The sequence below is a fragment of the Vibrio sp. SCSIO 43086 genome (genome assembly GCF_051132235.1).
Taxonomy (GTDB): domain Bacteria; phylum Pseudomonadota; class Gammaproteobacteria; order Enterobacterales; family Vibrionaceae; genus Vibrio; species Vibrio diabolicus.
The window spans coordinates 2,807,615-2,820,682 of sequence record NZ_CP072677.1 but is presented as its reverse complement, the minus strand read 5'-3'; the positions used below and the strand labels follow the sequence as shown (position 1 = coordinate 2,820,682).

General features: G+C 45.9%; 9 protein-coding genes and 10 tRNA genes. 18 read left to right on the top strand and 1 reads right to left on the bottom strand.

Going from position 1 to position 13,068, the window contains the following annotated elements; genetic code table 11:
• Positions 1 to 7: 7 nt before the first annotated feature.
• Positions 8 to 931: a peptidoglycan DD-metalloendopeptidase family protein gene (locus tag J8Z23_RS13325; RefSeq protein WP_114323632.1), complete on the top strand. Its 924-nt coding sequence runs from the start codon at positions 8 to 10 to the stop codon at positions 929 to 931.
• An 80-nt stretch (positions 932 to 1,011) separates the two neighbouring features.
• Positions 1,012 to 1,998, top strand: coding sequence for an RNA polymerase sigma factor RpoS (gene rpoS / locus J8Z23_RS13320; RefSeq protein WP_005393877.1), 987 nt, complete (start codon positions 1,012 to 1,014; stop codon positions 1,996 to 1,998).
• Between the two features lie 81 nt (positions 1,999 to 2,079).
• Here rpoS and mutS read toward each other — a convergent pair whose 3' ends face one another.
• Positions 2,080 to 4,641: a DNA mismatch repair protein MutS gene (gene mutS, locus J8Z23_RS13315; protein WP_006743294.1), complete on the bottom strand. Its 2,562-nt coding sequence runs from the start codon at positions 4,639 to 4,641 to the stop codon at positions 2,080 to 2,082.
• Between the two features lie 84 nt (positions 4,642 to 4,725).
• Here mutS and pncC point away from each other — a divergent pair, with 84 nt between their 5' ends.
• From pncC to J8Z23_RS13235, 16 genes are all read left to right on the top strand, one after another.
• Positions 4,726 to 5,208, top strand: a complete 483-nt coding sequence (gene pncC, locus J8Z23_RS13310) for a nicotinamide-nucleotide amidase (protein ID WP_053809176.1) — start codon at positions 4,726 to 4,728, stop codon at positions 5,206 to 5,208.
• Positions 5,209 to 5,408: 200 nt separating this feature from the next.
• Positions 5,409 to 6,452, top strand: coding sequence for a recombinase RecA (gene recA / locus J8Z23_RS13305; protein ID WP_005393872.1), 1,044 nt, complete (start codon positions 5,409 to 5,411; stop codon positions 6,450 to 6,452).
• A 128-nt stretch (positions 6,453 to 6,580) separates the two neighbouring features.
• Positions 6,581 to 7,048, top strand: coding sequence for a recombination regulator RecX (gene recX, locus J8Z23_RS13300; protein ID WP_005393871.1), 468 nt, complete (start codon positions 6,581 to 6,583; stop codon positions 7,046 to 7,048).
• 142 nt (positions 7,049 to 7,190) lie between these two features.
• Positions 7,191 to 9,773, top strand: a complete 2,583-nt coding sequence (gene alaS, locus J8Z23_RS13295) for an alanine--tRNA ligase (RefSeq protein ID WP_005393870.1) — start codon at positions 7,191 to 7,193, stop codon at positions 9,771 to 9,773.
• Between the two features lie 212 nt (positions 9,774 to 9,985).
• The gene (locus J8Z23_RS13290) at positions 9,986 to 11,173 is read left to right on the top strand and encodes an aspartate kinase (RefSeq protein ID WP_005393869.1); all 1,188 of its coding nucleotides are present in this window, start codon (positions 9,986 to 9,988) and stop codon (positions 11,171 to 11,173) included.
• A gap of 92 nt (positions 11,174 to 11,265) precedes the next feature.
• Positions 11,266 to 11,463 carry a carbon storage regulator CsrA gene (gene csrA, locus J8Z23_RS13285; protein WP_004415691.1) on the top strand — a complete coding sequence of 66 codons (198 nt, stop codon included), beginning with the start codon at positions 11,266 to 11,268 and terminating at the stop codon, positions 11,461 to 11,463.
• Between the two features lie 334 nt (positions 11,464 to 11,797).
• Positions 11,798 to 11,889, top strand: a tRNA-Ser gene (locus J8Z23_RS13280).
• A gap of 32 nt (positions 11,890 to 11,921) precedes the next feature.
• A tRNA-Arg gene (locus tag J8Z23_RS13275) sits at positions 11,922 to 11,998 on the top strand.
• A gap of 29 nt (positions 11,999 to 12,027) precedes the next feature.
• Positions 12,028 to 12,119, top strand: a tRNA-Ser gene (locus J8Z23_RS13270).
• A gap of 85 nt (positions 12,120 to 12,204) precedes the next feature.
• A tRNA-Arg gene (locus J8Z23_RS13265) sits at positions 12,205 to 12,281 on the top strand.
• Between the two features lie 55 nt (positions 12,282 to 12,336).
• Positions 12,337 to 12,413 (top strand) — tRNA-Arg (locus J8Z23_RS13260).
• A gap of 52 nt (positions 12,414 to 12,465) precedes the next feature.
• Positions 12,466 to 12,542, top strand: a tRNA-Arg gene (locus J8Z23_RS13255).
• Positions 12,543 to 12,594: 52 nt separating this feature from the next.
• Positions 12,595 to 12,671, top strand: a tRNA-Arg gene (locus tag J8Z23_RS13250).
• Between the two features lie 52 nt (positions 12,672 to 12,723).
• Positions 12,724 to 12,800: transfer RNA gene (locus tag J8Z23_RS13245), tRNA-Arg, on the top strand.
• A 52-nt stretch (positions 12,801 to 12,852) separates the two neighbouring features.
• Positions 12,853 to 12,929: transfer RNA gene (locus J8Z23_RS13240), tRNA-Arg, on the top strand.
• Positions 12,930 to 12,981: 52 nt separating this feature from the next.
• A tRNA-Arg gene (locus tag J8Z23_RS13235) sits at positions 12,982 to 13,058 on the top strand.
• The last annotated feature ends 10 nt before the right edge of the window (positions 13,059 to 13,068 follow it).

Genomic DNA, 13,068 nt, shown 5'->3' with positions numbered 1-13,068 from the left:
GGGATAGGTGAGTAAGTTATTACGTCATATTGGTATTAGCTTTGTGTTTGCTGCAGGACTAGTTGGTTGTGCAGCGCATTCTCCTGCACCTGTCTCTAGCTTAAAGAAAGACTATTCAAGCCTTGAAAGAGGAAGTTACAGAGGGAGTTATTATGAGGTAAAAAAAGGCGATACACTTTACTTCATAGCTTATGTCACAGATAAAGATGTAAATGATCTTGTCCGTTACAATGAGTTAACTCAGCCTTACACCATCTACCCTGGACAGAGGCTAAAACTTTGGGCTCCGAAATATGTCGCCCCTAAATATGGCCAAAAAGTTGAACCCGTTGTGGTTCCTGTTGTTACGACGCCACCAGCCCCAGTGACGAAAACATCAACAGCCTCTAAACCGAAAAATTCAAGTAAAAACTCTAGTCAAAAACCTACAGAGACTAAGCCTAAAGTCGTACAAAAACAGCCTCCAAAGAAGGTTGAACAATCGAAAACAAAGGAGTATGTTGGTTCAAAAGATAACCAAAAAGTGAAGCAAAAAGCGCCAGTTACCACGGCGAAGAGTGATAAAGTTTCTAAGTGGTTGTGGCCAACAAAAGGGAGAGTAATCAAGAACTTTTCGGCGGGAGAACAGGGAAATAAAGGTATCGACATCGCAGGACAGCGTGGTCAACCTATCGTTTCAACCGCAGCCGGCACCGTTGTTTATTCAGGCAATGCGCTACGAGGTTATGGCAACTTAATTATAGTAAAGCATAACGACAATTATTTAAGCGCCTATGCACATAATGACAAACTGCTGGTATCAGAAGGACAAAGTGTAAAAAGCGGACAGAAAATCGCCACCATGGGTAGTTCAGGTGCAAAATCAGTCAAGCTACACTTTGAAATTCGCTATCAAGGTAAATCGGTGAATCCAAAACGCTATTTGCCTTAAAACTTTGAAAAACAACTTGCGACATCATTTAGCGACATATTGAGTTGTCATGTCTTGCTAACTCGCCAGGGGGAGGCGTTATGAGTATCAGCAACACAGTAACCAAAGTTGAAGAGTTTGCATTTGACAATGCGTCAGTGAAGACCATTGATAACGAACTCGAAAAATCATCATCCACAGAAAGCAAAACGGCTGCGCGTGAAGAATTTGACGCGAGCAGTAAAAGCTTAGACGCAACTCAGTTGTATCTAGGTGAAATTGGCTTCTCACCTCTACTTACTGCCGAAGAAGAAGTGCTTTATGCTCGACGAGCCCTGCGTGGCGACGAAGCGGCACGTAAACGTATGATCGAAAGTAACCTACGTTTGGTGGTCAAGATCTCTCGTCGATATAGTAATCGCGGCCTAGCACTACTCGATCTGATTGAAGAAGGTAACCTTGGTTTGATCCGTGCGGTCGAGAAGTTCGATCCAGAGCGTGGTTTCCGCTTCTCTACTTATGCGACCTGGTGGATCCGACAAACGATCGAACGTGCGTTGATGAACCAAACTCGTACGATCCGTCTACCTATTCATGTCGTGAAAGAGCTGAACATTTATCTGCGTACTGCGCGTGAACTTTCTCAGAAGCTCGATCACGAACCTACCGCAGAAGAAATTGCTGCTCAGTTAGATATTCCAGTCGAAGATGTAAGCAAAATGCTACGTCTCAATGAGCGTATCAGTTCTGTCGACACACCAATCGGTGGTGACGGTGAAAAAGCGCTGTTGGATATTATTCCCGACGCAAACAACTCCGATCCAGAAGTCTCGACTCAAGATGACGATATCAAATCATCGCTGATTCATTGGTTAGAAGAGTTGAATCCAAAACAGAAAGAAGTACTTGCACGACGTTTTGGTCTTTTAGGTTATGAGCCTTCGACGCTTGAAGAAGTTGGTCGAGAGATTGGTTTGACACGTGAGCGCGTACGTCAAATCCAAGTAGAAGGTTTACGTCGTCTTCGTGAGGTTTTAATCAAGCAAGGTTTGAATATGGAAAACTTATTTAACGTCGAAGATGATTAAATAATCCGTATTTCAGTAGATACGCAAAAGGCTATGGGGAACCATAGCCTTTTTTCTTTGCGCTCACTTACGTGAATCGATTTAAAGCATCTTCTTCAAACGATACAACTCTTCAAGTGCTTGGCGTGGAGTCAAATCATCAGGATCAATACCAGATAAGGCTTGTTCGATCTCGCTAGGTTCTGGAATTAGACTCAATTGGTTAGCCACATCTACTGCACTTGGACGTGGTGCGTCACTGTTTTGCCCTAGTTGCTCTAGCTGAGATAGCTTGTTACGCGCATTTTTGATGACCGTTTTGGGTACGCCGGCTAAGCCCGCAACAGCTAGGCCGTAAGACTTACTTGCCGCACCTTCTTGAACTGCGTGCATAAAGGCAATGCTGTCTCCATGCTCTACCGCATCCAAGTGAACGTTCGCTAAGTTTGGCAGTTGGTTTGGCAACTCTGTCAATTCGAAGTAGTGAGTTGCAAATAGTGTCATCGCACCAATTTGTGTTGCGAGCCATTCCGCACTTGCCCAAGCTAAAGATAGGCCATCGTAAGTACTGGTACCGCGACCGATTTCATCCATTAGCACTAAACTGTTTTTAGTTGCATTGTGCAGAATATTAGCGGTTTCCGTCATTTCTACCATGAAGGTCGAACGACCAGATGCAAGATCATCTGACGCTCCAATACGAGTAAATATACGATCTAAAGAACCAATTTGTGCAGATTCTGCAGGTACATAAGAGCCGATATGTGCCATCAATGCAATCAGCGCAGTTTGACGCATGTAAGTGGATTTACCACCCATGTTTGGACCGGTGATGATTAACATTTTACGTGCAGGGTTAAGCTCTATTGGGTTCGCGATGAACGGTTCTGTTGTTACTTGCTCTACGACTGGGTGACGACCCGCTTGAATGTGAATGCCAGCGTCTTTCACAAGCGTTGGTCGGCAGTAATCCAACGAATCTGCACGCTCTGCTAGGTTTTGTAGTACATCGAGTTGAGACAGAGCAGAAGCTAAATTCTGCAGCTTCTCCAGATTTGGCATCAATAGATCAAACAGTTCTTCCCACAGCTGCTTTTCAAGTGCCAGCGCTTTCGATTTCGAGTTAAGTACTTTGTCTTCGTGCTCTTTGAGCTCTGGGATGATATAGCGTTCGGCATTTTTGAGTGTTTGGCGACGCACATAGTGCGGTGGAACCAAATGGCTCTGGCCACGGCTCACTTGAATAAAGAAGCCATGTACGTTGTTGTAGCCGACTTTAAGCGTATCGATGCCGTGTCGTTCACGCTCATCTCGCTCAAGCTGCTCAAGGTATTCTGTTGCACCGTCTGCTAATTTGCGCCATTCATCGAGCTCTGCATTATAGCCTTCAGCGATCACACCACCATCACGAATAACAACCGGCGGATTTTCTTTAATCGCACGCTCTAACAGATCACATACTTCGTCAATCGGAGCTGCGTATTGCGCCAGTTTTGCTAGATATGGATGGGTCAAAGAAGCGGTTACAGATTCTAGCTCTGGTAGCTGCTGCATGGCATTGCGAAGTCTAGCCATATCGCGAGGGCGAGCAGAGCGCAGTGCAAGGCGTGCTAAGATACGTTCAATATCACCAATTTGTTTTAACGTTGGTTGAAGATCGGCAAACAGCGCTTGTTCTTTAATCTCACCAATCGCATCAAGACGATTGTTTAACGTTTCAATGCAACGCATAGGTTGATGCAACCAACGCTTCAGCATTCGGCTGCCCATCGGCGTCGCACAATGGTCGAGTACCGCAGCGAGTGTGTTATCGGTTCCACCTGCTAGATTTTGAGTAATTTCCAGGTTGCGTCGGGTAGCGGCATCAAGGATGACGGATTGGTCCTGATGATCAAACGTTAAAGAGCGAATATGAGGCAAAGCCGTACGTTGAGTATCTTTCACATACTGGATCAAACAACCAGCAGCACATAACCCTAAGGACGCATGTTCTACGCCAAAACCAACCAGATCTTTGGTGCCAAACTGTTGATTGAGTTGTTGCTTAGCCGTATCAAGCTCAAACTCCCATACTGGGCGACGACGGTTACCGTTGCGGCTCGCCATTAAATGTACAGGTTCAAAATCTTCTGGGAATAGTAGCTCACGTGGTGCGGTACGCTGAAGCTCGGCTGTCATCGCTTCTTCGGTTTCTGGTTCTGTCAGTTGGAAGCGACCAGAAGTGACATCCAGCGTCGCATAACCGAACTTACCGTTGTGATGGTAAATTGCTGCGATTAAGTTATCGACACGCTCAGAAAGCAGTGCTTCATCCGTCACAGTACCTGGTGTCACGATACGCACAACTTTACGTTCTACCGGACCTTTGCTGGTGGCTGGATCGCCAATTTGTTCGCAGATTGCGACTGATTCACCAAGCTGAACAAGTTTTGCTAGATAGCCTTCTACTGCGTGAAATGGCACTCCCGCCATAGGAATAGGCTCTCCAGCTGACGAACCGCGCTTAGTTAGCGAAATATCAAGCAGTTGGGACGCTCGCTTTGCATCATCGTAAAAGAGTTCGTAGAAATCGCCCATGCGGTAGAACAGCAAAATCTCAGGGTTCTCAGCTTTTAGCTTGAGGTATTGCTGCATCATCGGAGTGTGTTTTTGTTCAGCTTTCACAGGTAAGTTCTTTTGTTTATTTCCGTAGCGGCTTAGGATACGTGAATCCCTATCAAGTAAAAAGAGACAAAGGGCATTTTGGCTATGGAAAAAACAACAAAATTGAGCGCAGATTTAGGCGCATTATTGGCAAAGTATGGTCATGTTTTAACGACGGCAGAATCGTGCACGGGTGGCGGTGTTGCGACCGCTATTACAGATATTGCAGGCAGCTCAGGTTGGTTAGATAGAGCTTTTGTCACTTACAGCAACGAAGCCAAAATGGAAATGCTGGGTGTGAGAGTGGAAACCTTAGAGGAACATGGTGCCGTGAGTGAGCCCGTTGTGATTGAAATGGTGCAAGGTGCGCTTCAACACTCGAATGCCACTATTGGGGTTTCCATCAGTGGTGTTGCTGGACCGGGGGGAGGCACTGATGAAAAGCCGGTTGGAACCGTCTGCTTTGCTTTTGCGGATAAGCACGACTGGCTCTTTGTTGAGACCATGCATTTTTCTGGTGACAGGGCGGAAGTTCGTCAACAAGCGGTGATGCATGCATTGACTCGATTGCATCAACATTTAATTTAGAATTTCTTACACTGTCTTAGCCCAGAATTGATAAGGGCTGGAGCAAATCCTTAGAAGCCGTGAACTAAATTTTTTCTATACAGGTATAGACACTGTATGAATCAACAGTATAATAACTTTCATTGCTGAGCAGGTTAGCTGCTTAAGAAAAATGAATTACTATTCGTCGCCCAAAGAAGATGAATAAATCGGAGAAAGTAATGGACGAGAACAAACAGAAAGCGCTCGCCGCTGCGCTAGGTCAAATTGAAAAGCAATTCGGTAAAGGCTCTATCATGCGCCTTGGTGATAACCGCGCAATGGACGTAGAAACGATTTCAACAGGCTCTCTTTCTCTTGATATCGCTTTGGGTGCAGGTGGTCTGCCAATGGGTCGTATCGTAGAAGTCTACGGTCCAGAATCTTCAGGTAAAACAACACTAACGCTTGAGCTTATCGCTGCTGCGCAACGTGAAGGTAAAACTTGTGCGTTTATCGATGCAGAGCACGCTTTGGACCCTGTCTACGCGAAGAAACTTGGTGTTGATATCGATGCGCTCTTGGTTTCTCAGCCAGACACTGGTGAGCAAGCACTAGAGATTTGTGATGCACTAGCTCGCTCTGGCGCTATCGACGTTATGGTTGTTGACTCAGTTGCGGCGCTAACACCAAAAGCAGAAATTGAAGGCGAAATGGGCGACAGCCACATGGGTCTGCAAGCACGTATGCTTTCTCAAGCGATGCGTAAGCTAACAGGTAACCTAAAACAGTCTAACTGTATGTGTATCTTCATCAACCAAATCCGTATGAAGATTGGCGTGATGTTCGGTAACCCAGAAACGACCACGGGTGGTAACGCACTTAAATTCTACGCTTCTGTTCGTCTTGATATTCGTCGTACTGGCGCAATCAAAGAAGGTGACGAAGTCGTTGGTAACGAAACGCGCATCAAAGTGGTTAAGAACAAGATTGCTGCACCGTTTAAAGAAGCCAATACGCAAATCATGTACGGTCAAGGCTTTAACCGCGAAGGTGAGCTGGTAGATCTAGGTGTGAAGCACAAGCTGGTTGAAAAGGCTGGTGCTTGGTACAGCTACCAAGGCGATAAGATTGGTCAAGGTAAAGCGAACGCGTGCAACTACCTACGTGAGCATCCTGAAGTGGCTAAAACCATCGATACTAAATTGCGTGAAATGTTGTTAGCGCCAGCCCTTGCGGAAGCTCCTGAAGCAGGCGAGGCGCCTGAGCAAGCTGAAGAGTTTTAATCCCTTCACAGATTAAAAAGTGATAAAGCCCTGCAATGCGGGGCTTTGTTGTATCTATTGACATCAAAAATCGAATCATCACAAAGGCCATTGAGAGTCTGTACAGCAAAAATACCTTTAGGATCACCATGTACCAAAAGCGCCAGACACCAACATTATCGAGCAAAGAGGCGGCTATCCAACTGCTTAGCCGTCGCGATCATGGTCAGTATGAGCTGTACCAAAAACTGTCGATGAAAGGCTATGAAGCATCAGACATCGAAATCGCGATTAATTTTTGCTTAGACCATAACTATTTAGATGATTTACGTTATGCGAAGAGCCAAATTCGGCAGCATGTATACAAAGGACATGGAGAGCGTCGAATTCGCCAAGAGTTAAACCAGAAACGTGTTGCGGAATCGGTGATTGAGCAAGCCATGGCTGAAGAACCGCAAGACTGGTTTGAACTTGCTAAGCAGGCGGCAGAAAAGAAATTCAAAGGCGTCAAAGCCAAGGACCAAAAAGAATACGCAAAACAAGTCCGTTTTCTACAATACCGAGGCTACAGTTTCGACCAAATTAGCTATGCGCTTGCCTTTGAAGACCAAGATTAGCGTTGATCCAATTGCGCTGATTTTTGTTTTGCTTCAAATTTTTTCTTCTGCTCCCTCTTTTCCTCAAGAAAACTAGTCTCAGCTGTTTGCATGATCTACAATACGGCAAAATTCTAACTCGACTATTTTCAGGAAGAGCTGCATGTACATGAGCACTGACGAGGTTCGTAACGCGTTCCTCAAGTTCTTTGAAAGCAAAGGACACCAAATCGTAGAAAGTTCATCGTTAGTTCCACATAACGACCCAACCCTGCTGTTCACAAACGCAGGTATGAACCAATTTAAAGATTGTTTCTTAGGCTTAGAAAAACGAGCCTATACTCGAGCGACTACGGCTCAGCGTTGTGTACGTGCTGGTGGTAAACACAACGACCTGGAAAATGTTGGCTTTACCGCTCGTCACCACACATTCTTTGAAATGCTAGGCAACTTCAGCTTTGGCGACTATTTCAAAGAAGATGCGATTTCATTTGCTTGGGAATTCCTAACCGAAGTTCTTAAACTGCCTGCGGATCGTCTATTGGTAACCGTTTACGAAACCGATGACGAAGCATTCGACATCTGGAACAAAAAAGTTGGCGTGCCTGCTGATCGTATCGTGCGCATTGGTGACAAAGAAGGTGGCAAGCCGTACGAGTCTGATAACTTCTGGCAAATGGGCGACACTGGTCCTTGTGGTCCATGTACTGAAATCTTCTACGATCACGGTGAACACATCTGGGGTGGTCGTCCTGGCACGCCTGAAGAAGATGGTGACCGTTTCATCGAGATCTGGAACAACGTATTCATGCAGTTCAACCGTCACGCAGACGGCACTATGGAACCGCTACCAAAACCATCGGTAGATACAGGTATGGGTATCGAGCGTATCTCTGCAATCATGCAAGGCGTTCACTCAAACTACGAAATCGATGTATTCCAAACTCTTATCAAAGCAGCGGCTGAAGTCATTGGTTATGAAGATCTATCGAACCAATCGCTACGCGTTATTGCTGACCACATCCGTTCATGTTCATTCTTGATTGTTGATGGTGTGATGCCTTCAAACGAAGGTCGTGGTTACGTACTACGTCGTATCATTCGTCGTGCCGTACGTCATGGTAACAAGCTAGGTGCACAAGGTGCATTCTTCTATAAGCTTGTTGGCGTATTAGCAGAAGTAATGGGTACAGCAGGCGAAGAGCTGAAGCGTCAACAAGCAGTGGTTGAAAAAGTACTGCGTATCGAAGAAGAAAACTTCGGTCGTACACTTGAGCGCGGTATGGTAATTCTTAACGAAGCATTAGATAACCTAGATGGCAAAGTGCTAGACGGCGAAACGGTATTCAAGCTTTACGATACTTACGGCTTCCCAGCAGACCTCACTAACGACGTTGCACGTGAGCGTGAGTTCGCGATCGACGAAGAGGGTTTCGAAAAAGCGATGGAAGAGCAGCGTCAACGTGCGCGTGAAGCTGGTCAATTCGGTACAGATTATAACGCAGCAATCAAAGTTGATACGCAAACAGAATTCTGTGGTTACACAGGTACTAAAGGTTCTAGTTCAGTCGCTGCGATGTTTGTTGAAGGCAACGAAGTAGATTCACTATCTGCGGGCGATAAAGCCATCATCGTGCTTGGTGAAACGCCATTCTACGCAGAGTCAGGCGGTCAGTGTGGTGACGCGGGTGAAATCCGTACTGAGTCTGGTGTATTCCGCGTTGAAGACACTCAAAAACTCGGTAACGCAATCGCACACCACGGTGTAATGGCAGAAGGCGTGCTAGCGAAAGGTGACGAAGTGGCAACCATCGTTGACGCAGAGCGTCGCGCAGCTATCTCTCTTAACCACTCAGCGACGCACTTGCTACACGCAGCACTACGCCAAGTTCTTGGTGAGCACGTAACGCAGAAAGGCTCACTAGTGAAAGCTGACAGCCTACGTTTCGACTTCTCACACCTAGAGGCAGTAACTGCAGCAGAACTGAAAGAAGTTGAGCGTCTAGTAAACGCACAAATTCGTCGTAACCACACGATTGAAACCAATGTGATGGACATTGAGTCTGCTAAGAAGAAAGGCGCAATGGCATTGTTTGGTGAGAAGTACGATGACGAAGTTCGCGTGCTGTCTATGGGCGACTTCTCCACTGAACTTTGTGGTGGTATTCACGCATCAAGCACGGGTGATATTGGTCTATTCAAAATCACATCAGAAAGCGGTATTGCAGCTGGTATTCGTCGTATTGAAGCGGTAACAGGCGAGGCGGCATTAGACGCTATTGAAGCTCAAAACGCGAAGTACGAAGAAAAACTTGCGGAATCGGCTCAAAAAGCAAAAGCACTAGAAAAAGAAGTGCAGAAGCTAAAAGATAAGATGGCGGCCGCAGAAAGCGCTAACATCATGGGCAAAGCGGTTGAAGTAAATGGCACAAAAGTTCTAGTTGCGGCTCTTGAAGGTGCTGATAGCAAGAACCTACGTACCATGGTTGATGACATCAAGAATCAAATGGGTTCTGGTGTTGTACTGCTTGCAAACGTAACGGGTGACAAGGTTGGCTTGATTGCTGGTGTGACTAAAGATCTCACTGGTAAAGTAAAAGCAGGTGATCTGGTTAAAATGGTTGCAGAGCAAGTCGGTGGTAAGGGCGGTGGTCGTCCAGACATGGCTCAAGCCGGTGGTACTGATGTTTCAGCACTACCAGAGGCAATCAAAACAGTTCAGCCTTGGCTAGAAGAGCGTTTATAAGCTCTTAACTAATAAAATTACGCTCAATCAAGTTTCTTTGATTGAGCGTAATTTTTTTTAGCAACCAAGTGGTTTAATTGACCAAAAGTTAACCGAGTCATTTAAGCTGCTTGGTTTTTGTTGTAACTACTGCTTATATAATTTTTCTCAAAGGAAATATTTAAGATGTAAGCAGTTCTAAAGAGACTTCGGTCTTGGGAAGGTGAAGACTGGTGAAAAAGCCCCTTATCGTGCAAAAGTTTGGCGGAACCTCTGTGGGTTCAATTGAAAGAATCCACCAAGTCGCTGAACACATCATTAAGGCGAAAAATGATGGCAATCAAGTTGTTGTTGTCGTGTCTGCAATGTCAGGCGAAACAAACAGACTGATGGATCTCGCTAAACAGATAGATAGCGTACCTACAGCTCGAGAACTTGATGTTTTGCTCTCTGCTGGTGAGCAAGTGTCAATGGCACTGTTAGCCATGACTTTGAATAAAATGGGTCATGCTGCGCGCTCGCTTACCGGAGCACAGGCGAATATTGTGACGGATAATCAACACAATGACGCAACGATTAAACACATTGATACCACGACAATTATGGGATTGCTTGAGCAAGACCAAATCGTGATTGTTGCGGGCTTTCAAGGTGTGAATGAGAATGGGGATATCACCACATTAGGTCGAGGTGGCTCAGATACGAGCGCTGTGGCACTGGCGGGCGCATTGCGCGCTGACGAGTGTCAAATCTTTACCGACGTTGATGGTATTTATACTTGTGACCCACGTGTAGTGAAAAATGCGCGCAAATTGGCGGTTATCGATTTTCCTTCAATGGAAGCGATGGCAAGCCGAGGCGCAAAAGTATTACATTTACCTTCAGTGCAATTTGCATGGAAGAATAATGTGCCACTACGCGTGCTTTCGACATTTGATGTTAATGAAGGCAGTTTGGTAAAGGGGGAGTCAGGCAATCAAGCCGTCTCTGGTATAGCCATTCAACGTGACCTTGCCATTATCGAAGTCGATAAAGAACATTTATCTAGTGCTACAAAACAATGTCAGATGCTGGGTATAGACATTTGGAATGTGATCGAGGAAGCAGAACGGGCAGGTATCATGATAAAACAAGATGCATGTGCCAAGTTCGATCTGGTGTTCAGCGACAAAATCCGTAATAGTGAAGTGGTAAGCCTGTTGACCGCAGTGGGGCTTGAGGCCAATGGAATGGTAGAGCACGCATGCGATTTGTTGGCAAAGCGAGATATTGAGATCAATTTCAGCGCAACGAATGCACTCACTATGATGCTAGTTTTAGCACCCGAATGTGTGGATACAGCAGCAAACATTCTGCATGATGCTTACATTACGTCTAGTGAAGCATTAAACATTCAACAAAAACATGCCTTTTTAGGCTGATTTTCGCTAACAAGGTAGTTTACGAAAATATAACTTTTGTTGGATAATAGCTTTGTAGCAAGAAAATTTAGAGATTACTCAAGGAGCAAAGAATGCTAATTTTGACTCGCCGCGTAGGCGAAACACTGATGATTGGTGATGAAGTGACTGTAACTGTACTAGGTGTGAAAGGTAACCAAGTACGTATCGGCGTTAACGCTCCGAAAGAGGTTTCAGTTCACCGTGAAGAAATCTACATGCGCATTCAAGCTGAAAAAGGCAATGGCAACGTTGCTTCAGGTAACTACTAAGTCGCTCCTGTTTACAGAGCTTAGTTTGAATGAAAAAGGCTAACCGAAGGGTTGGCCTTTTTAGTCTTTAATGTTTTTGAAGATTTGCGGAAACCATTGTGTTGAGTGTGGCCGTGAATCCGTCAATATTGTTGAATCGAACACCAGGAAGTTGTTTGAAAATAAATGTCTTTTTTTCAGAGAAGACTCTCTTTTTTTCATCATAATAGAGTGGTAAAGTTCGTTTAATAGTCACTTTGATTAAATCAGCAACGGTTAAGTCAGTTTCGTGGATTTTTTCAAAGAAAGTGTTTGACATATTTTCGGTAAAACGTAATATGTGCCTCCGCAAGACGGTGAGGTGGCCGAGAGGCTGAAGGCGCTCCCCTGCTAAGGGAGTATACGGTTTATCCCGTATCGAGGGTTCGAATCCCTCCCTCACCGCCATTCTTGCAATGTTGAGAAATCAACAAAAAAGTGCGTCCTTAGCTCAGCTGGATAGAGTACCTGGCTACGAACCAGGCGGTCGGAGGTTCGAATCCTCCAGGACGCGCCATATCTCTTCTGAGATATAACAATGAAAACGGTGAGGTGGCCGAGAGGCTGAAGGCGCTCCCCTGCTAAGGGAGTATACGGTTTATCCCGTATCGAGGGTTCGAATCCCTCCTTCACCGCCATTCATTGACTGGCCCGATGGCCTTTTTTTTGTTTCGTAAGAAATGAATGTGATTTGCTTCACAACTTCCTAGCAAGAAGATCTGCGCGTCCTTAGCTCAGCTGGATAGAGTACCTGGCTACGAACCAGGCGGTCGGAGGTTCGAATCCTCCAGGACGCGCCACTATTTAATAATTCGTTTGATAAACGGGTTATACAAAGTAAAATAAGATTATTGCGCGTCCTTAGCTCAGCTGGATAGAGTACCTGGCTACGAACCAGGCGGTCGGAGGTTCGAATCCTCCAGGACGCGCCACTTATTCAAGGGTATTGCCCTGATTTTGACGAAAGTTGATATCGAAAATCGCGCGTCCTTAGCTCAGCTGGATAGAGTACCTGGCTACGAACCAGGCGGTCGGAGGTTCGAATCCTCCAGGACGCGCCACTTATTAAAGGGTATTGCCCTGATGTTGACGAAAGTCGATATCGAAAACTGCGCGTCCTTAGCTCAGCTGGATAGAGTACCTGGCTACGAACCAGGCGGTCGGAGGTTCGAATCCTCCAGGACGCGCCACTTATTGAAGGGTAATGCCCTGATGTTGACGAAAGTTGATATCGAAAACTGCGCGTCCTTAGCTCAGCTGGATAGAGTACCTGGCTACGAACCAGGCGGTCGGAGGTTCGAATCCTCCAGGACGCGCCACTTATTGAAGGGTAATGCCCTGATGTTGACGAAAGTTGATATCGAAAACTGCGCGTCCTTAGCTCAGCTGGATAGAGTACCTGGCTACGAACCAGGCGGTCGGAGGTTCGAATCCTCCAGGACGCGCCACTTATTGAAGGGTAATGCCCTGATGTTGACGAAAGTTGATATCGAAAACTGCGCGTCCTTAGCTCAGCTGGATAGAGTACCTGGCTACGAACCAGGCGGTCGGAGGTTCGAATCCTCCAGGACGCGCCATTTACTGAAA

Bases quoted from the DNA above. Each gene is read 5' to 3' on its own strand.
- rpoS (WP_005393877.1), top strand. From the start codon at position 1,012: ATGAGTATCAGCAACACAGTAACCAAAGTTGAAGAGTTTGCATTTGAC.
- pncC (WP_053809176.1), top strand. From the start codon at position 4,726: ATGGAAAAAACAACAAAATTGAGCGCAGATTTAGGCGCATTATTGGCA.
- recA (WP_005393872.1), top strand. From the start codon at position 5,409: ATGGACGAGAACAAACAGAAAGCGCTCGCCGCTGCGCTAGGTCAAATT.
- recX (WP_005393871.1), top strand. From the start codon at position 6,581: ATGTACCAAAAGCGCCAGACACCAACATTATCGAGCAAAGAGGCGGCT.
- alaS (WP_005393870.1), top strand. From the start codon at position 7,191: ATGTACATGAGCACTGACGAGGTTCGTAACGCGTTCCTCAAGTTCTTT.
- csrA (WP_004415691.1), top strand. From the start codon at position 11,266: ATGCTAATTTTGACTCGCCGCGTAGGCGAAACACTGATGATTGGTGAT.